This is a genomic window from Marinobacterium aestuarii, from assembly GCF_001651805.1.
GTDB lineage: Bacteria > Pseudomonadota > Gammaproteobacteria > Pseudomonadales > Balneatricaceae > Marinobacterium_A > Marinobacterium_A aestuarii.
The window spans coordinates 380,284-398,637 of the sequence record NZ_CP015839.1; the positions used below are offsets into that span (position 1 = coordinate 380,284).

Annotated in this window: 14 protein-coding genes; 10 read left to right on the forward strand and 4 right to left on the reverse strand. The window is 62.5% G+C overall.

The features are described from left to right. The first annotated feature begins 84 nt into the window (after window positions 1–84). From nuoL to A8C75_RS01680, 4 genes are all read left to right on the forward strand, one after another. Window positions 85–1,899, forward strand: coding sequence for an NADH-quinone oxidoreductase subunit L (gene nuoL, locus A8C75_RS01665; protein WP_067377197.1), 1,815 nt, complete (start codon window positions 85–87; stop codon window positions 1,897–1,899). After that, window positions 1,896–3,413: a complex I subunit 4 family protein gene (locus A8C75_RS01670; protein ID WP_067377200.1), complete on the forward strand. Its 1,518-nt coding sequence runs from the start codon at window positions 1,896–1,898 to the stop codon at window positions 3,411–3,413. Before nuoL ends, A8C75_RS01670 begins: the two co-directional genes overlap by 4 nt. Continuing rightward, entirely contained in the window at window positions 3,410–4,876 is a 1,467-nt protein-coding gene (locus tag A8C75_RS01675) for an NADH-quinone oxidoreductase subunit N (protein WP_067377204.1), read from the forward strand. Before A8C75_RS01670 ends, A8C75_RS01675 begins: the two co-directional genes overlap by 4 nt. A gap of 65 nt (window positions 4,877–4,941) precedes the next feature. Next, on the forward strand, window positions 4,942–5,403 hold the full coding sequence (locus tag A8C75_RS01680; RefSeq protein ID WP_067377207.1) for a hypothetical protein: 462 nt from the start codon (window positions 4,942–4,944) through the stop codon (window positions 5,401–5,403). 73 nt (window positions 5,404–5,476) lie between these two features. Here A8C75_RS01680 and A8C75_RS01685 read toward each other — a convergent pair whose 3' ends face one another. From A8C75_RS01685 to A8C75_RS01695, 3 genes are read right to left on the reverse strand one after another with little or no spacing between them, the layout of a single operon-like run. Next, window positions 5,477–6,460, reverse strand: a complete 984-nt coding sequence (locus A8C75_RS01685; RefSeq protein WP_067377208.1) for a CobW family GTP-binding protein — start codon at window positions 6,458–6,460, stop codon at window positions 5,477–5,479. Further along, complete coding sequence (locus A8C75_RS01690; protein ID WP_067377211.1) at window positions 6,447–8,075, reverse strand: amidohydrolase; 1,629 nt, start codon at window positions 8,073–8,075, stop codon at window positions 6,447–6,449. The genes A8C75_RS01685 and A8C75_RS01690 overlap by 14 nt, the downstream gene beginning before the upstream one ends. Next, window positions 8,076–9,485 (reverse strand): sodium/glutamate symporter, encoded by a 1,410-nt coding sequence (locus A8C75_RS01695; RefSeq protein ID WP_067377214.1) that lies wholly within the window; start codon window positions 9,483–9,485, stop codon window positions 8,076–8,078. A 235-nt stretch (window positions 9,486–9,720) separates the two neighbouring features. Between A8C75_RS01695 and A8C75_RS01700 the strand changes: the two genes are divergently transcribed. The 6 genes from A8C75_RS01700 (at window position 9,721) to A8C75_RS01725 (ending at window position 17,202) form a co-directional block, all read left to right on the forward strand. After that, window positions 9,721–10,614: a LysR family transcriptional regulator gene (locus A8C75_RS01700; RefSeq protein ID WP_067377217.1), complete on the forward strand. Its 894-nt coding sequence runs from the start codon at window positions 9,721–9,723 to the stop codon at window positions 10,612–10,614. A 267-nt stretch (window positions 10,615–10,881) separates the two neighbouring features. Beyond that, complete coding sequence (eat, locus tag A8C75_RS01705) at window positions 10,882–12,315, forward strand: ethanolamine permease (RefSeq protein ID WP_067377220.1); 1,434 nt, start codon at window positions 10,882–10,884, stop codon at window positions 12,313–12,315. Between the two features lie 90 nt (window positions 12,316–12,405). Continuing rightward, on the forward strand, window positions 12,406–13,785 hold the full coding sequence (locus A8C75_RS01710; protein WP_067377222.1) for a glutamine synthetase family protein: 1,380 nt from the start codon (window positions 12,406–12,408) through the stop codon (window positions 13,783–13,785). A 63-nt stretch (window positions 13,786–13,848) separates the two neighbouring features. Further along, window positions 13,849–15,240, forward strand: coding sequence for an aldehyde dehydrogenase family protein (locus A8C75_RS01715; protein WP_067377225.1), 1,392 nt, complete (start codon window positions 13,849–13,851; stop codon window positions 15,238–15,240). A gap of 60 nt (window positions 15,241–15,300) precedes the next feature. Further along, entirely contained in the window at window positions 15,301–16,470 is a 1,170-nt protein-coding gene (locus tag A8C75_RS01720) for an iron-containing alcohol dehydrogenase (RefSeq protein WP_193788185.1), read from the forward strand. 27 nt (window positions 16,471–16,497) lie between these two features. Beyond that, the gene (locus A8C75_RS01725) at window positions 16,498–17,202 is read left to right on the forward strand and encodes a glutamine amidotransferase-related protein (protein WP_067377231.1); all 705 of its coding nucleotides are present in this window, start codon (window positions 16,498–16,500) and stop codon (window positions 17,200–17,202) included. Window positions 17,203–17,371: 169 nt separating this feature from the next. Here the strand turns inward: A8C75_RS01725 and A8C75_RS01730 are convergent, their stop codons facing one another. Beyond that, window positions 17,372–18,322, reverse strand: coding sequence for a LysR family transcriptional regulator (locus A8C75_RS01730; RefSeq protein ID WP_067377234.1), 951 nt, complete (start codon window positions 18,320–18,322; stop codon window positions 17,372–17,374). Window positions 18,323–18,354: the final 32 nt, after the last annotated feature.

The following is an 18,354-nucleotide window of genomic DNA, read 5'->3' on the forward strand; positions in this document are numbered from 1 at the left end:
GCGGAACAGGCGGCTGAAAACGGGGCTGTACCGGCGTGTTCAGCGTCCAGCAATCGACCGCCTTGACGGAGTGGAGGAGGTCGCATGACGGCATGGCTGGGCTGGATACCTGCGTTGCCGCTGTTCAGCAGCCTGGTGCTGCTGCTGGTCGGCGGGCGTATTGGGCATCGGCTGGTGACCCTGCTGGGCGTGGGTTCGGTACTGGGCTCGGGACTGCTGTCCGGGATGCTGATCGTCGACTTCGTGGCGGCAGAGGGTGCGGCGGTGACGATCCGGCTGCTGCCCTGGTTCAGCAGCCCGGGGCTGAGCGTCTCTTTCGGACTCTATTTCGACGGTCTCAGTGCGGTGATGCTGGGCGTGATCACCGGGGTCGGGCTGCTGATTCACCTGTATTCCGCTGCGTACATGGCCGGTGATGAGGGCTATGCCCGCTTCTTCGGCTATCTCAACCTCTTTGTGGGCGCCATGCTGTTGCTGGTACTGGCGGACGATTTCCTGCTGCTGTACCTCGGCTGGGAAGGCGTGGGGCTGTGCAGCTTCCTGCTGATCGGTTTCTGGTACAAGGAACCGGGCAATGGCTATGCCGCGCGCAAGGCATTTGTCGTGACGCGGGTCGGGGATATCGCCCTGGCGGCGGCCTTGCTGATCATGATCCAGCAGTTCGGTACCCTGCATATCCAGACGGTCATCGAGCGTGCACAGCTGCAGTGGCTGGGGACGGACTGGTCGTTCTGGGTGGCCTTGCTGCTGCTGGGCGGGGCGGTGGGCAAGTCCGCGCAGCTGCCGCTGCAGACCTGGCTGCCCGATGCCATGGCGGGGCCTACGCCGGTCAGCGCGCTGATCCATGCCGCGACCATGGTGACCGCCGGCGTCTATCTGATAGCCAGGACCCAGGGCCTCTTTCTGCTGTCGCCCCAGGTCATGGAACTGGTGGCACTCATTGGCGCCCTGACCCTGTTCCTGGCCGCCTGCAGTGCGCTGGTACAGCATGACCTGAAGCGGGTGCTGGCCTATTCCACCATCAGCCAGATTGGCTACATGTTTTTTGCCCTGGGCGCCGGCGCCTTTTCGGCGGCGATCTTCCATCTGATGACCCATGCCTTCTTCAAGGCGCTGCTGTTCCTGGCCGCGGGCCAGGTGATCCTGAGCCTGCACCACGAGCAGGACCTGCGCCGCATGGGCGGACTGCTGCGCCGGCTGCCTTTCAGCGCGCTCTGTTTTGCCATCGGCTGCGCGGCGCTGGCCGCACTGCCGCTGACCTCCGGTTTTTACAGCAAGGATGCGATCCTGCTGCAGGCCTATGGGCTGCACGGGGGCAGTCTGGCCTGGTGGCTGGCGCTGGCCGGTGCCGGGATCACGGCGCTGTACAGCCTGCGGCTGTTCCTGAAACTGTTCTTCGGCGAGGCGGTTACCGAGCCCCGCCCCGATATGCGGCCGACGCTGGTGGTCCCGCTAGTGCTGCTCTGCCTGCTGGCACTCTTGGGTGCGCTGATCCCGCAACCGCTGGAGGCTGTCTTTGTACCGCTGGCGGTGATCGAGGTGCCGGCGGCTGTGCATGGCGCCATCCTGGTCATGCCCTGGCTGGGGCTGGCGACGGGTGCGCTGCTGTGGCGCCATGGCAGTGGCTTGCGACAGCGCTGGAGCGACAGTGCGCTGGCGCGCAGCTGGCGTGCCGGTTGGGGCTTCGATGCCCTCTATGATGGCCTGCTGGTGCGGCCGCTGTTGTTGCTGGCGCGCCTCAATCGCAAGGATCTGGCCGATCAGCCGGTGCAGTTCCTGGCTTGGCTCAGCATGCGTGGCCACGCCTGGCTCTCGATCGCCCAGAACGGGCGTCTGCGCCGCTATGCCGCCGGTATTGCCCTGGGCGCCGTGCTGGTGCTGACGGTGGTGACGCTATGAGCCTGGTGCTGCTGATCCTGATCCCGCTGCTGGGGGCGCTGCTGGTCTGGCTGGCGGAGCGCTGGCATGCCGATCTCAGCCGGGTCCTGAGTCTTGCGGTGCTGGGGCTCGACGCGCTGCTGCTGTTGCTGTTGCCCCATGAAGCCCCGGCGGGCGGGCTCTGGTGGCTGCAGTTCCAGGCCGACTGGCTGCCGAACCTGGGTATCAGCTGGCATTTCGCCCTGGATGGTCTCAGTGTGCTGCTGCTGTGGCTGACCCTGTTTATCGGTGCCGTATCGGTGCTGGTATCCTGGCGCGAGATCGACCAGCGGGTCGGATTCTTTCATTGCAATCTGCTGTTGTCGGTGGCCGGGATCATCGGCGTGTTCACGGCCCTGGACCTGTTTGTATTCTTTGTGTTCTGGGAGCTGATGCTGATCCCTATGGTGCTGCTGATCGCCATCTGGGGTCATGAAAACCGTCGCTACGCCGCCATCAAGTTCTTCATCTTCACCCAGGCCAGCAGCCTGCTGATGCTGGTGGCGATCCTCGGCCTGGTGTTTGTGCATTATGACCAGATCGGGTACCTGAGCTTTGGCTATGGCGATCTGTTGCGGCTGCAGCTGGCACCAAAGCAGGCCTTCTGGCTGATGCTGGGCTTTTTTGTCGCCTTTGCCGTCAAGCTGCCCGTGGTGCCGCTGCATACCTGGCTGCCGGATGCGCACACCGAAGCGCCAACGGCTGGCAGCGTGCTGCTGGCGGCCATTCTGCTGAAGACTGGTGCCTATGGATTACTGCGTTTTGTGCTGCCACTGTTCCCCATGGCCAGCGCCGACTTTGCACCCATGGCCATGGGGCTGGGCGCGCTCGGTGTTCTCTATGGCGCCAAGCTGGCCTTTGCCCAGCACGACATGAAGCGGCTGGTGGCCTACACCAGCGTCAGCCATATGGGCTTCGTGCTGCTGGGCATCTATGCGATGAACGGCCTGGCGCTGCAGGGCGCCCTGATGCAGATGCTGGCGCACGGTCTGAGCACGGCGGCACTCTTTATCATCGTCGGCATGCTGTACGCGCGCTGGCATACCCGTGATCTGCGTGAGCTGGGCGGGCTCTGGCTGGTGCTGCCACGGCTGTCGGGCTTTACCCTGTTGTTTGCACTGGCGTCCCTGGGGCTGCCGGGGCTGGCAAACTTCGTCGCCGAGTTCCTGATCCTGGCCGGTGCCTTCCAGCGTGACTGGCCTATTACGCTGGTGGCGATGCTGGGGCTGGTGGGGGCCGCGCTCTATGCGCTGTTGCTGGTGCAGCGCAGCCTCTGGGGCACCAGGGTGAAGGAGGCCAAGGTACATGACTGTTCCCCCCGGGAGTGGACGGTACTGGCGAGTCTGGCGTTGCTGCTGCTGGTGTTCGGCCTGCATCCGCAACCGGTGCTGGATCTGGTGCAGCGCCCGGTCGCAGCCATTCTGGCCGAACTGCCGGCGCAGAATTCCGGCCGTGCCGAGCTGCTGCACCGGGCATCAAGGGAGCGACATCCATGACCCTGCTCGAGTTGCGGGCGCTGCTGCCACTGCTGCTGGTGGCGCTGACCATCCTGGTGACCATGCTGCTGGCGGGTTTCTGCCGGCATCGGCGCCTGTTGTTCTGGGTTTACCAGCTGGGCCTGCTGGGGGCGCTGCTGTCGCTCTGTGGCAATCTGGATCTCCAGGCACAGGGCCTTGCGGTGACGCCGCTGTTGCGCATCGATGCGTTCTTCGGCTTTTTTGCCGCGCTTTTCATCCTGGTGGCCATGTGTGTCGGCCTGATGGCGGCACAGTATTTCGGGCGGCGCCAGCACCTGGCGGTGCCGGTGGAGGAATCCTATGTGCTGCTGGCGCTGTGCCTGCTGGGGGCGCTGGTACTGGCGGCGGCACAGCATCTGGCGGCCCTGTTTATCGGTCTGGAACTGATGAGTGTCGCGAGCTTCGCGCTGGTGGCCTACCCCTGCGGCGGCGCCCCGGCATCGGACCGGCTGCAGCTGCCAAGCCTTGAGGCCGGGCTGAAATACCTGCTGCTCTCGTCGGTGGCATCGGCCTTCCTGCTGTTCGGTATGGCCTGTCTGTATCTGCATACGGGTACGTTGGCGTTCGCCCATCTGTCTCTGCCGGTGGACGGTGCTGCGTCGAGCTTGCTGCCACTGGTCGGGCTGGCGATGCTGCTGATCGGTGTGGCCTTCAAACTGGCGTTGGTGCCTTTTCACATGTGGTCGCCGGATGTGTACCAGGGGGCGCCGACACCGTTCACGGCGCTGATTGCGACCCTGTCCAAAGGGGCGCTGGTGGTGGTTTTGCTGCGTTATCTGCTGCTGAGCCAGGCGCTGCAAATCGAACAGGTTGCCACCCTGCTGATGGCGCTGGCGACCCTGTCCATCCTGGTGGGCAACCTGCTGGCCCTGCGCCAGGACGATATGAAGCGACTGCTGGCCTATTCCTCGATCGCCCATCTGGGCTACCTGCTGGTGGTGGTTCTGGCTGCCGGGCAGGCCGTTTCCAGCGAGCTCGCGCTGCAGGCCGGTGCCTTCTATCTGCTGGCCTACAGCCTCACGACCCTGGCGGCGTTCGCCATGATCAGCGCGCTGTCCGGCGGTGGCGACGAAATCCGGGACTACCGGCTCGATCGCTACCGTGGCCTGTGTTGGCGGGCGCCCTGCCTGGGTGGCTGTTTCATGCTGATCCTGCTGTCGTTGGCGGGCATACCGCTCACGGTCGGCTTTATCGGCAAGTTCTACATCTTTGCCGCCGGCGCCCAGGCCCGGCTCTGGTGGCTGCTGGGCGTGGTGGTACTGGGCAGTGCCCTGGGCCTCTACTACTATCTGCGCATCATTTTGATTATGTTGCGCCAGGATGATCAGGTCTCAAGCCTGATCGGTCGTCACGGACGCTGGCTGGTGTATGGCCTGACGCTGCTGCTGCTGCTGCTGGGAATCTATCCGCTGCCGGTGATGCAATGGCTGCCACTTTTATAGGCAAAACTGCTTATAGTTAAGGTGTCCCTGTCCATTGCACCAGGCTTTTTCCGGGGGTATGTATCATGAAAAACTTCGAAACCGTGGCTGATCTGGTCAATAACGCCATTGCCGTGCATCGCGAGGCGGCCAGCCTGTACCGGGACCTCGATCAGCGTAGCGAGGATGCCCGCGCCAGGCTCGTGCTGGAGTACCTGATCAAACATGAGCAACAGATGGAAACCGGTGTGAAAAACCGCCTCAGGGCCGGTACGCCGGGGATGCTGGCAACTTACATCCAGTACACCTTCGAGGATGCGCCCAATGCTTTCATGGCGGCGCTGGCAAAGGAGTTTCCCAAGCCCAATGCCGACCAGGTCTGCGAGATAGCCCTGAGGGTGGATGGGTATCTGGTGGATTTGTTCGAGGGGGCCCGCCAAGAAATCGATGCGGCCCATGCCATTGAATACCTCGATGATCTGTTGCAGCTGGAGTCGCTGGAGCGGCGAAAGCTTACCCAGACACTCAATTCGCTGCACGATATTTAGCAGGCTGTCTGTCAACCCTGAATTCAGTGCTGCGGTTACTGCAGAATGCCGATGCCTGTTGCCAGTCATGCGGTCAGAGCGCAACGCCTTTATGCGGCTCCTGCTGTGCCGGCGGTTTACTGTCCCCGAGCCTCGCCAGCGCCCTGCCCAATGCATCAAAACGCTCCCCCCTGATACCGATGCACACCAGTTGATTACCCGCCGCAGCACGCCTGGTCGGTAGCCAGCTGAGCGTCGCTCCGCTGAGCTGAAACACCTGGGGGCGGTCCTGGTCCCGGCGCTTCAGCATGCCCTTGGCGCGCAGCACCACATCGGCGTATTGCCGCAGCAGGGCTTCGAGCTGTGCGGCATCGATGGGGCCGGCATAGTTCAGGCTGACCGAGCGCCAGGCGGGACTGGGTGCGAATGCCGTGACGGGTGCGGCTTGTGCGCCCAGGGCTGCCGTTGCCGTCGTGGGCGCCCCTGCGGGGATGACCGCATCGATCTGCGCGGATACTGTATTTCCGTCAAGACAGAGCCTTGCAGCGGGGTTGAGTGCGCGCAGCACCGTCAGTTGACGGGCGCGGCTGGCGTCGTCGCTGGCGAGGCGGTTAACGTGCAGCTGGTCAGCCGCGCTGATCTGGGCGTGCCAGACAGCACCGGTATAGGGGCTGCCGGCATGGGTATCCATCTGGCTGGCATCGACCAGGCACACTACCGTAGCGAGGCTGAGCTGGCGCGACACCCGGGCGATATCTGCGATGCGGGCGGGTTCTGCCACGCCGCTGGCCTCGATGTAGAGCGCGGCGGGGCGCGGTTCCATGCGCATGGCCTGGGCCAGCTGTTCGGCCAGGGTTCCGCCCAGGGTGCAGCAGATGCAGCCATTGGCCAGGCGCAGGATGCGCTCGTCCTGGTACTCAATCAGCTGGGCATCGATATTGATCGAGCCGAAGTCGTTCACCAGAATCAGACTGTCGCGGGGCAGGCCTCGGCGAATCTGCAGGTTCAGCCAGCTGGTCTTGCCGGCCCCCAGAAAACCGCTGATAACGGTCAGCGGCACTCTTTCAGCGGTTGGCATGGACCTGGCCTCCCAGTACGGTCGCAAGCACCGGTATATCACGCAGCCGGGCCGGATCGACCCCGTAGGGGTCCTGCCCGAGTACCGCCATATCGGCGAACTTGCCGACTTCCAGACTGCCGACCAGGTGATCGAGTCGCAGCGTATAGGCGGCGCCCAGGGTGATCATGTCCAGCGCTTCGGCCACGCTGACCCTTTCGTGTTCGCCCAGTACCTGGCCGGATGCGCTCTGGCGCATCACGGCGCACCAGGCGGTGAACAGCGGCCCCAGGGGGGTGACGGGCGCATCGCTGTGGATGGCCGTCACTATGCCCAGGCGTCGCGCCGAGGCCAGGGGCTCGAGGCGGCGGCTGCGTTCAAACCCCAGGGTGCGTTCGCGGTGAATGTCGCCCCAGTAGTAAATATGGTTGGCAAACATGTTGAGGCACAGGCCAAGCTTGGCGGTGCGGCGCAGCTGGGCATGGTCGATGATCTGGCAGTGCTGCAGCGTATGGCGATGGTCGGCGCGGGGCCACAGCTCCAGTGCGCTTTCCACCGCATCCAGCATCAGCTCCACGGCTTCGTCGCCATTGGTATGGATATGCAGTTGCAGCCCGGCCTGGTGATAGACCTGCACCATGTTCATTAACGCATCGGGGGGCGCATTCCAGATGCCATTGCCGTGGCCGTCGTGGTATCCAGGCCACTTCATGCGCGCCGTGTAGCCCTGGATCGAACCGTCGGTCATCATCTTGACCAGGCCAAAGTGCAGCTTGTCGTTGCCCAGTTCCAGGCACTGCTGCAGCCGCTCAACGCCCTGCTCCGGTGTCCAGGCCAGCGCACTCAGGGCCGGCACCAGCCGCGCCGGGAACTGCGGATCCTGCGTGACCTGGCGCAGCGCGGCTATACCCTCATCGGTGAGCGGGTTGTAGAGATCGGTGATGGTCGTGACGCCGGCATTACGTGCCACCTGGCCATAGCGGTAGAGGGTCTCGGGCGCCGCCACCGCCTCGAACAGGTTCGTGCCCAGGGTCTCGAAGATGGCGTGCATGGCCGCCATTTCCTGCAGTTCGCCGTTGGGCTGGCCGTCGTCGCCGAGCATGATGCCCTCGATGCCGGCGTGCCGATCGAGCTGTGACAGTGCCAGCATGCGGCTGTTGACGGTCATAACGTGCAGGTTGGCGTGCATGATCACCACTGGGCGGTTATCCACAGCGGCATCGAGCTGGCGGCGGTCAATGCGATCGTCCTCGAAGTAAACCGGGTCAAAGCCCCAGGCGATCAGCGGCGCGTCGGGCGCGAGTTCTGCTGCGGCCTCGCGCAGGCACTGCTGCATGGCCTCGATGCTGCTGGCGCCCTCCCAGCGTCGGCCATCGGGGTCGGTGCGGGGGAAATACCCCAGATACAGGTAGTCCCACATGGCGCCTTCCAGCGCATGGCTGTGGCCCTCGACAAAGCCCGGCAGGATAATATTGTCGGCAAAACGCTCATCCAGGCTGTAGTCCCCCAGTTCCTGCATGGATTCCAGCGGCCCCACTGCCAGCACGCGACCATCGCGCACGGCTATATGGCTGGCTTGGGGTTGCGACGGGTTCATGGTGATGATGCGCCTGGCGGCAAAGACGGTAATGGACATTTAGCAGGGCTCCTTGATCGGGTTTGCGGATGCCTGGCCGGCCTTTGGGCGGCGTTTCATCAGTAGTGGCACGCAGGCGAGGAAGAACAGTGCCGTGCCGCCGAACACCATCAGGTAGGTCCAGCCGCCGAGGGAGGGCACCAGCGGGGCAAAAACGAACAGGATGTGAAAGTTAGTGACGATGATCGCCAGGTTGAAGAACGCCAGTTCCTTGGGGACCGAGGTGCTGAAGTTGGCATCCATCATGCGTAACAGCAGCAGACCGGTGCCGGTGGAGCCGCAGCAGCAGCCGAAGGCGGTGATGGCCCTTTCGCGGCCAAGGTTGCCACTGAGGCGGCCGAGAAACAGGCAGCCAATCAGCGTGGTGACGGTTACGGCGAGCGTAACCAGCAAAATGGGGGTCAGCAGAGCGTAGAGCACGGCAAACTTGATGCTCATCAGGGTACCGACCACCATGAAGTCCACCGACGAGCCGGTAATGCGTTTCAGGGTTTCGTCATCGACCCGGTGCGACAGACCCAGGCGGTCTATGGCCAGGCGCAGCAGCACGCAGACCGCCAGCCCGTGGAGGAAAAACAGGTTGTAGCTGAAGAGTACCGACAGGTTGATACCGCCGGGCTTAAAGTCCGCCACGACCGGCTGCATGGCGCCGAGCCAGATATAGGTCAGCACATAGGCCAGGGCCAGCAGCCCCAGGTGGTAGGCGAAGGAGTCGAGGTTGGCCGGGTGCGAGATCATGTGACCGCTGACGGGCTTGTGTTCATCAGAGTAAAAACCGGCTGTGAAGTCATCGTCGATATTGGAGGCCTTGTTGGCATTCAGGCCGCGGCGGATAAAGTTCTTCGCCATGGGCACACCCACCAGAAAGGCCACCAGAAAGCCGAGAGAGGCGTAGATCAGGCCTACCTGGGCGGCATTCTCAATGCCGTATTCCTTTTCCCAGATGCCGCCGTAGGTCAGCGCCTGGCCTGGCCCCTGGGTAAAGCCATGGGTGATGATGGCGCCGAGCCATTCGCTTACGCCGGCGCCGGTCAGGGCGTCATAGCCCGCGATGACGCCATAGCCGATCACGCCCTGCAGCCCCAGACTGATGCTCCATATCAGTGTCAGCCAGAGTCCGCCACGCACGATACTACCGCCGGACAGGGATGCATCCTTGCTGTTGCCAGTCAGGCACAGGGACATGAAACTCAGGGTGAAAAAGTGGAAGGTCAGGGCCGTGAAGTCGGCCGTACTGAAGCCCGGAATCAGTTCCAGCGACAGCAGAATAAAGCCCAGCAGGCCGCCGATAATGCTGGCCGGAACCAGCGAATTGCGCAGCAGGCCGATACGGTTGCGCAGCAGGCTGCCACACAGCAGCATGCTGGCGAGCAGCGCGAAGGCGATAACGCCGTGAAAGGTACTTCCCATGATGAGCCTCGTCTGTCTGGTTTTTTCTGTTTTTATTGTGAAAACGAATCAGCGTACTAAGCCTGGTCGGCAAGGAAGGCGCCCATGCGCCCTCTATCTATGACCTCCAATTGCTAGATGGATCACCTGCATCGACGGGGGTAAACCTGTGTGCCGGTGTTATTTCAAAGTAGAGGATTTAATATGACTTGTATAATATCGTTTTGATAACAAATGATGCTTTAGGGGTATCAATATGCGAATCGACCTGCGTCACCTGCGCGCCTTTGAAGCAGTGGCTGAAGAGCTGCACTTTCGTCGTGCCGCTGAGCGTCTCAACCTGGCCCAACCGGCGCTGAGCCGCACTATCCAGCAGCTGGAAGAGTTCATAGGTGAGGCGCTGTTGCTGCGCACCAACAGGCGTGTCGAGCTGACGGAAGCCGGTCGGGTCTTTCTGGCCGAGAGCAAAGCCATTTTCGCGCGCCTGGACAGCGCCGTGCAGCAGGCCCGCAAGGCCGCCGCCGGGCATATAGGTCAGCTGCGTATTGGTTACACCGACTTTGCCGTATCAGGTCAGCTGCCCCCCATTCTGGACGGCTTTCACCGCCGCTATCCCGACATCCGTACCGAACTGATTTATGGCTCCACCCGGCAGCAGCTGGAAAAGCTCAAGGAAGGTGCTATTGAGTTTGGTTTTGTGACGGGGCCGCTGCTGGAGCCTGATCTGGATCGTGCCGTGGTACAGCGTGATCGCTTCGTCGCCGTGCTGTCGCTGCGCCACCCCCTGGCAGGGCAGGCAGAGGTGGAACTGGCGGATCTGGCCCGGGAGCCCTTTGTGCTCGGGATCATGCGGCGCTGGTCCCATTACCGGCGCCAGCTCGATGCGCTCTGCATTGCGGCAGGCTTCCTGCCCAATGTCGCCCAGGAGGCGTATAACAGTGAGGGTGTGTTCGGCTTTGTGGCGGCCAATATTGGTGTGACCGTGCATCTTGAAAGTGCCGGCAGCTTCAGCCGCAAAGGGGTGGTGTTGCGCCCGCTCAAGGGGGTGACGGCTCGCGTCTGCACCGAAGCGGTCTGGGTCAGGGCCGGTGTTACGCCGGTGCAGCAGAAGTTTATCGATTTCCTGCAGGCCTGGTCGCCGCCGGACTGAGGCCGGCACCTGCTCCAGTGCCTGTGCTTTGCGCCGAAAACCCTCATCTCTCTTTGTATAACCTTCTGATAGTAAAACTAAAAAGCGTAGTATTAAAAAATACGATACTAGCCTATTGGTCGCCATTAACCTGCCTAGGTGCTGCGGCCCGACCGGGGCTAAAGTAGCTGGCGTACCCGTTTTGCCGGGCTGGCCTGCGGGCTTCCGAGCGATGCAAACAATAACAACAGGCCGACCCGGACTCCGGGATCGCAGAGGGTTTTTTCGATGACAGAGATGACGACCGCTTCGGTGGGGTATGAGTCCGTTTCCAGCGACTACCTCGACAAGCGCCAGCTCAAGAAAGGTGCCGCCGGCTGGATATTGCTGGCGAGCCTTGGAGTGTCTTATGTGATTTCCGGCGACTTTGCCGGCTGGAATTTTGGTCTCGGGCAGGGCGGCTTTGGCGGTATGCTGATCGCCACCGTCCTGATGGCGCTGATGTACAGCTGCAAGGTGCTGGCGCTGGCCGAGCTGTCGGCCTCGCTGCCCACCGCTGGCGGCGGCTACAGCTTTGCCCGCCGGGCTCTGGGCCCCTGGGGCGGCTACCTGACCGGCACTGCCATCCTGCTGGAATATGCCATTGCACCGGCCGCCATCGCGATCTTTATCGGTGGCTATGTCAACGAGCTGTTCGGGCTCGATGGCCCGCTGGTCTATGCCGCTTTCTATGCGGTCTTTATCGGCATTCACCTCTGGGGTGCCGGTGAGGCGCTGAAAATCATGATGGTGATTACCGGCCTGGCCGTGGCCGCCATTCTGGTGTTTATCATCGGCACCCTGCCGTATTTCAGTGTCGATAACCTGTTCGATATCAGCGTCAATACGGCCGCGGCCGGGGCCAGCAGCTTTCTGCCCGAGGGTTATATAGGTATCTGGGCGGCGCTGCCCTTTGCCATGTGGCTGTTTCTGGCGGTAGAGGGCGTGCCCCTGGCGGCGGAGGAGTGCAAGAATCCGGCGAAGGACATGCCCCGCGGCATCATCACCGCCATGGCCGTGCTGCTGGTGTTCGGCATTCTGGTGCTGTTTCTGGCGCCCGGTGTGGCCGGTGCCGATCTGATGAAGGATCACGGCGCACCGCTGGTGGGCGCGCTCCAGGCGGTTTACGGTGAAGACTCGGGGGCGGCGACCTTCGTCAACCTGGTGGGGCTGTTCGGCCTGATCGCATCCTTCTTTTCCATTATCTATGCTTATTCACGCCAGGTGTTCGCACTGTCCCGCGCCGGTTATCTGCCGCGCTGGCTGTCGGTGACCGGCAAGAACAAGGTGCCGACCCTGGCGCTGGTGGTACCGGGCCTGATCGGTTTTGGACTGTCCCTGACCGGCGAGGGGGACCTGATGATCACCATGGCGGTGTTCGGCGCAACCATTTCCTATGCCTTGATGACGCTGTCCCACATGATCCTGCGCCGCAAGGAGCCGAATCTGGAACGCCCCTACAGGACCCCGGGCGGCTCTGTGACCTCCGGTATCGCTTTTGTACTCTCTATTGCGGCCTTCGCCTCCACCTTTCTGGTGAGCACGGAAGCGGCCATCTGGAGCGGTGTCTTCTATGCGGTGATGGTGGCCTATTTCGCCTTTTACAGTCGCCATCGACTGGTGGCCCGGGCGCCGGAGGAAGAGTTTGCAGCCATTGCACGGGCTGAATCCGAATTGAGCTGAGGACGGGCGTCACGCAGGCCGCAGCGGCCTGCGGACACGACAATAAAAACCGGGGGCTGATGCGTTCAGCCTTCCCCGAGGACAGGCAAGATGATGAATCCCAGAGATGTAAAAACGATCGCCGATGCCAAACGTATCGTGGAAGAGCGCGGCCTGCGCGACGTCAAGGTGGGCCTCTATGATGTCGATGGCATCATGCGTGGCAAGTACATGTGCAAGGACAAGTTTTTCAGTGCGCTGGACAGCGGCTTTGCCTTCTGCGATGTGGTGCTGGGCTGGGATTCCAATGACCAGCTGTATGAGAATGTCGGCGTCAAATACACCGGCTGGCACACCGCCTACCCGGATGCGCCGGTGCGGGTACTGCCCCACACCTGCCGCGAGCTGCCGTTCGAAAAGGACATGCTGCTGTTTATCTGCGAGTTCGATACCCCGGCCGACAGCATCTGTCCGCGCAACCTGCTGCAGCGGGTACTCAAGCGGGCCGACCGGCTGGGCTTTGAGTCTTATGCCGCCTTTGAGTACGAATTTTTTCTGTTCAACGAGACACCTGACTCGATCCGCGAAAAGGGTTATCGCGATCTGAAACCCATTACCCCGGGCTTTCATGGCTATTCGATGCTGCGCAACTCCGTGCACGCCGAGCTGTACCACGACCTGCTGGAGTTCTCACGGCAGATGGATTTCCCCATTGAGGGCCTGCATACCGAAACCGGCCCGGGCGTACTGGAAGCCGCGTTGATTGTGGATAACGCCTCGGATGCGGCCGACAAGGCGGCGCTGTTCAAGACCTTCACCAAGGTCTGGGCGCAGCGCAACAACATGATGGCCACTTTCATGGCCAAGTGGTCCAACGACTACCCGGGCCAGTCGGGGCATATCCACATGTCACTCAAGCACAAGGATGGCTCCGGTTCGGTGTTCCATGACCCCACGCAACCGCACAATATGAGTCGGCAGCAGCGTCACTTTATCGGCGGCCAGCAGAAACTGATGCCACAGCTGCTGGCCATGATGGCGCAGACGGTGAATGCCTATTCGCGCCTGGTGCCGGGCTTCTGGGCGCCGACCGATGCGACCTGGGCGGTGGAGAACCGGACCACGGCGCTGCGGGTAATTCCGGGTTCCGAGAAATCCCAGCGGGTGGAGTTCCGTCTCGGCTCCGCTGACGCCAACCCCTATATCGCCCTGGCGGCGGCGCTGGGCGCAGGGCTCTGGGGTATCGAAAACGAAGTTGAACCCGAAGCCGCCGTGCAGGGCAATGCCTACACCCAGCCCCATCCCGACAGCCTGGCGCTGCCACTATCCCTGCATGAGGCCGCCGTGGCGCTGCGCGAATCCGAGGCGGCGAAAGAGCTGTTCGGCGAGGCCTTTGTCGAGCATTACGCCGCCACCCGGGTGTGGGAATGCCAGGAGTACCGCAAGCATGTGAGCGACTGGGAACTGCAGCGGTACTTCGAAATTATCTAAGCATTGCCGTTATCCGCTGATCCGCCCGTTGCGACGGGTGCCTGAATTGAGACGAGTATTGATATGAGCAAACAGCTGAAAACCCTGTCACCGATCGATGGCTCCGAATACGTGGTGCGTGACTACGCCACGACAGCCCAGATAGAGGCGACGCTGGCCCGCGCCGCCGCTGCCCAGAAAGCCTGGAAACGCACCCCGCTTGAAGAGCGCATGGCGCTGTGCAGCCGCATGGTGGATGCCTTTGTCGCCCGCAAGGACGAGATCGCGCTGGAGCTGTGCTGGCAGATGGGCCGGCCCATCCGCTATGCCGCCGGTGAAGTGGGCGGTCTTGAAGAGCGGGCCCGCTACATGATATCGGCCGCCGCCGAGGCGCTGCAGCCGATTCAGCTGCCGGAAAAGACCGGTTTCAGTCGCTATATCACCCGTGAAGCCCTGGGCGTGGTGTTCGTGATTGCCCCCTGGAACTTTCCCTACATGACGGCGGTGAATGCCATTATTCCGGCGATCCTGGCGGGCAACAGCGTGATTTTGAAACATTCCGCCCAGACGCCGCTCTGTGCCGAGCGCTTCGCCGAAGCCTTCGCCGCCGCCGGCCTGCCGGAGGGCGTGTTCCAGTACCTGCACCTGGCCCACGGCGATACCCAGGGCCTGATCCAGGACGAACGTATCAGCCATGTCTGCTTTACCGGCTCAGTGCCGGGGGGCGAAATGGTGGAGCGGGCCGCGGCAGGGCGCTTTATCGGCGTCGGACTTGAGCTTGGCGGCAAGGACCCGGCCTATGTGCGGGCCGATGCGGACCTGGATCATGCGGTGGAAACCACAGTCGACGGTGCCTTTTTCAACTCCGGCCAGTCCTGCTGCGGCATTGAGCGCATCTATGTGCACGAATCGCTGTATGAACGTTTCGTCGAGCAGGCAGTGGCGCTGGTCAAGGCCTATAAACTGGGGCGCTCCGATGATCCCGACACCACCCTGGGGCCGGTGGTACGGGCCAGCGCTGCCGACTTTATCCGCGGCCAGGTGAGCGAGGCGGTTGCCGCCGGCGCAGTGGCCCATATAGATGCCGCCGACTTCCCGCTGGATGCCCCCGGCAGCGCCTATCTGGCGCCCCAGGTGCTGACGAACGTGAACCACGGCATGCGCGTCATGACGGAGGAAACCTTTGGGCCCGTCGTCGCCATCCAGAAGGTCAGCTCGGATGAAGAGGCCCTGGCACTGATGAATGACTCCGAGTTCGGCCTGACCGCCTCGGTGTTTACCCGCGATATCGACGCCGGCGTCGCCATTGGGGAGCAACTGGAGACAGGTACCTTCTTCATCAACCGCTGCGACTACCTGGATCCGGCCCTGGCCTGGACCGGCGTGAAAAACTCCGGCCGTGGCTGCACCCTGTCGAGCGTCGGATTTGAGCACCTGACCAGGCCCAAGTCGTTCCATCTGAAGACCGAAATCTGAGCGCCCAACCGATTCCGGTGACCGGCCAGCGGCCGGGCACCTCAAGCTGAGAATATGACCATGAACTACGAAAATCTGAGCGGCAACTGGAACTACCCCAGCAGCATTCGCGCCGGCGCCGGCCGTATCAACGAACTGGCCGAGTGCTGCAGGGCGCAGGGCATGCAGGCGCCGCTGCTGATCACGGATCCTGGCCTGGCGGCGCTGCCGATGGTGGCCGAGGCCGAAGCGCAGTGCCGGGCTGCGGGCTTGCGCATTGGCCTGTTCAGCGAGATCAAGGGCAACCCCACCGGCAGGAACGTCGATGATGGCCTGGCGGCCTACCGGGCGGGCAAGCACGACGGCGTTATCGCCTTTGGTGGGGGCTCTGCGCTGGATGCCGCCAAGGCCGTGGCGCTGATGGCAGGCCAGACGCTGGAACTGTGGGACTTCGAGGATGTGGGCGACAACTGGACCCGCGTCAACGCCGAGGGTGTGGCGCCCATAGTGGCGGTGCCGACCACCGCCGGTACCGGCTCCGAAGTGGGCCGCGCCTCGGTGATCACCGATGACGCACAGCATATCAAGAAGATCATTTTCCACCCCAAGATGCTGCCGGGCATCGTAATTCTGGACCCTGTGCTGACTGTCGGCCTGCCGCCCAAGGTCACCGCAGCCACCGGCATGGATGCGCTGTCCCACAACCTGGAAGCGCTCTGCTCGCCGTTCTGGCATCCCATGGCCGAGGGCATTGCCATCGAAGGCATTCGCCTGGTGCGTGAATTTCTGCCCCGTGCCGTGGCCGATGGCACGGATCTGGAGGCGCGGATGCAGATGATAGTGGCGTCCTCCATGGGAGCGACGGCCTTTCAGAAGGGCCTCGGTGGCATGCACGCCCTGGCCCATCCGCTGGGGGCGCTGTTCGATGCCCATCACGGCCTGCTCAATGCCATCCTGATGCCCTATGTGCTCAAGGCCAACCGTGAAGTGGTGACGCAGCGTCTCGAGCGCACAGCCCGCTATATCGGCCTGGCCGATGCGAGCTTCGATGGCTTCCTCAACTGGGTTCTGCAGCTGCGTGCCCAGGTGGGTATCCCCCATAGCCTGGGCGAAATCGGCATTGATGAGAGTGCGCTTGAAAAAATCGGTCGCATGGCCACCGAGGATCCGTCCGCCGGTGGCAACCCGATTCAGTTCAGCGCCGAGCAGTACAGCGCGCTCTGTGGTCGCGCCATTCGTGGCGAGCTCTGATTCGCGGATAGATAACGGGAGGTCGTGATGAAAATTGGCATTTTGCAGTGCGATGACGTGCAGGAGCAGCTGCAGCCGGCGTTCGGCAACTATCCGCAGATGTTTCGCGACCTGATGCTGCGGGTCGATCCGCAGCTTGAGTTTGCGGTCTACGACGTGCGGCTCGGTGAGCTGCCGGTCGATATCGACGAGTGCGATGCCTATATCACCTCCGGCAGCCGGCACGGTGTGCTGGACGGCCTGGCCTGGGTGGCGGAGCTGGAAGGCTTTGTCCGGCGCCTGGATGCCGGCAAGAAGAAATTTGCCGGTATCTGCTTTGGCCATCAGCTGCTGGCCCGGGCGCTGGGCGGAGAGGTCGAAAAATCACAGCGGGGCTGGGGTGTAGGGGTGTCGTTCAACCAGGTCGATAGTCGCAAGGCCTGGATGGAGCCGTACAAGCCCGCTATCGACCTGGTGGTCAGTCATCAGGACCAGGTGAGCGCACTACCCGAGGGGTTTGAGGTGCTGGCCAGCAGCGCCTTCTGCCCCTACTACATGCTGCAGTACCAGGATCATATGCTCAGTGTGCAGGGTCATCCCGAGTTCTCCAGAGACTATTCCCGTGCGCTGACCCTGAGCCGGCAGAACCGGATTCCACCGAACCGGGTACGTGAAGCTCTGCACTCACTCAGCGCCGAGGTCGATGATCTGCTGGTGATGCGCTGGATTATTAATTTCTTTTACGACCGCTAGGGGCTGGAAGCCATCGCCCGCTGCAGCTCTGCAGCGGGCTCTTCTGAAATGTAATGGGTCATTCGTTATTCGTTATTCGTTATTCGCGGCGTAGATCGTCTTGTGCTTGTTCCTTGTTCCTTGTTCCTTTCCCCTCGCACCTGTACCTGTACCTCGCACCTGCTTTTCCCTATTCCAGCTTGATTTGCGGCAGCAGCCAGTCATATTCGGCGCCGATTTCGGCCACAAAGCTGTCTTGCAGAATGCGCCGGCAGTCGCGGGCGATCATGCCGGGCAGGTCGCCCAGTTCACCCTTGCGGGTGGTGAGGGTGATCTCGCGGGCAAAGCCATGACCCAGGGGCAGCAGGGTAACCTGATGCTGGCGAATGCCGCTCTGGAACAGGCACAGCGGTGTGGTGATGGTGCAACCGATATTGCTGGCCACGGCGGAAACCACGGCGAAGGAATTGTCGAGCTGCAGGCGCAGCGGCGGTTCCTGGCGCGCCAGGCGCAGGAAGCGCTCCACATCCTGGCCGATCAGCGAGCTGGTGCTATAGCGGATAAAGTCCAGTCGCTGCAGTACGTCGGCCAGGGTCTTGGGGCCTGTGTAGTCGTTGGGTACCGCCAGCACGAAGGGTTCCTTCAGAATGCGATGGCGGTCCAGGTCCGAGTGATCGGCCAGGGGGTCATCGGAAATGATGATGTCCGCCTGGCGTGACAGCAGCATATGGGCATGCAGGTGGGATTGCCCGGTGATGGCGGCCCAGCTCTGGGTACGCTGGCGCAGAACGTCGATCAGGGGCTTGCCCACGGCGGTGATGATGGAATCCACCAGGGCGATCTTCACATGGCGCAGCAGCTTGTAGTCGGCTTTGCGCATTTTCTGGCTGGTAAGGCGGGCTTCCTGCAGCAGGCTCTGGGCGCGGTCGTACAGGTAGCGCCCGGCGGTGGTGATCTCCATGGGCCTGACGCTGCGATCCATCAGCTCGACGCGCATCTCGGCTTCCAGGTTGGTAAGCATCTGCGACAGCGATGATTGGCTCATGCCCAGGCGCTGGCCAGCCAGGGTCAGGTTGCCGGTTTCGGCGATCTGGACGAAAGCCTCCAGGGTACGCAGGTCAAAGCCGAAGGAAGACGACATGAAAGCCCTTTGTGGATGCGGTCAGGCAATTG

Bases quoted from the DNA above. Each gene is read 5' to 3' on its own strand.
- nuoL (WP_067377197.1), top strand. From the start codon at position 85: ATGACGGCATGGCTGGGCTGGATACCTGCGTTGCCGCTGTTCAGCAGC.
- A8C75_RS01670 (WP_067377200.1), top strand. From the start codon at position 1,896: ATGAGCCTGGTGCTGCTGATCCTGATCCCGCTGCTGGGGGCGCTGCTG.
- A8C75_RS01675 (WP_067377204.1), top strand. From the start codon at position 3,410: ATGACCCTGCTCGAGTTGCGGGCGCTGCTGCCACTGCTGCTGGTGGCG.
- A8C75_RS01680 (WP_067377207.1), top strand. From the start codon at position 4,942: ATGAAAAACTTCGAAACCGTGGCTGATCTGGTCAATAACGCCATTGCC.
- A8C75_RS01685 (WP_067377208.1), bottom strand. From the start codon at position 6,460: ATGCCAACCGCTGAAAGAGTGCCGCTGACCGTTATCAGCGGTTTTCTG.
- A8C75_RS01690 (WP_067377211.1), bottom strand. From the start codon at position 8,075: ATGTCCATTACCGTCTTTGCCGCCAGGCGCATCATCACCATGAACCCG.
- A8C75_RS01695 (WP_067377214.1), bottom strand. From the start codon at position 9,485: ATGGGAAGTACCTTTCACGGCGTTATCGCCTTCGCGCTGCTCGCCAGC.
- A8C75_RS01700 (WP_067377217.1), top strand. From the start codon at position 9,721: ATGCGAATCGACCTGCGTCACCTGCGCGCCTTTGAAGCAGTGGCTGAA.
- eat (WP_067377220.1), top strand. From the start codon at position 10,882: ATGACAGAGATGACGACCGCTTCGGTGGGGTATGAGTCCGTTTCCAGC.
- A8C75_RS01710 (WP_067377222.1), top strand. From the start codon at position 12,406: ATGATGAATCCCAGAGATGTAAAAACGATCGCCGATGCCAAACGTATC.
- A8C75_RS01715 (WP_067377225.1), top strand. From the start codon at position 13,849: ATGAGCAAACAGCTGAAAACCCTGTCACCGATCGATGGCTCCGAATAC.
- A8C75_RS01720 (WP_193788185.1), top strand. From the start codon at position 15,301: ATGAACTACGAAAATCTGAGCGGCAACTGGAACTACCCCAGCAGCATT.
- A8C75_RS01725 (WP_067377231.1), top strand. From the start codon at position 16,498: ATGAAAATTGGCATTTTGCAGTGCGATGACGTGCAGGAGCAGCTGCAG.
- A8C75_RS01730 (WP_067377234.1), bottom strand. From the start codon at position 18,322: ATGTCGTCTTCCTTCGGCTTTGACCTGCGTACCCTGGAGGCTTTCGTC.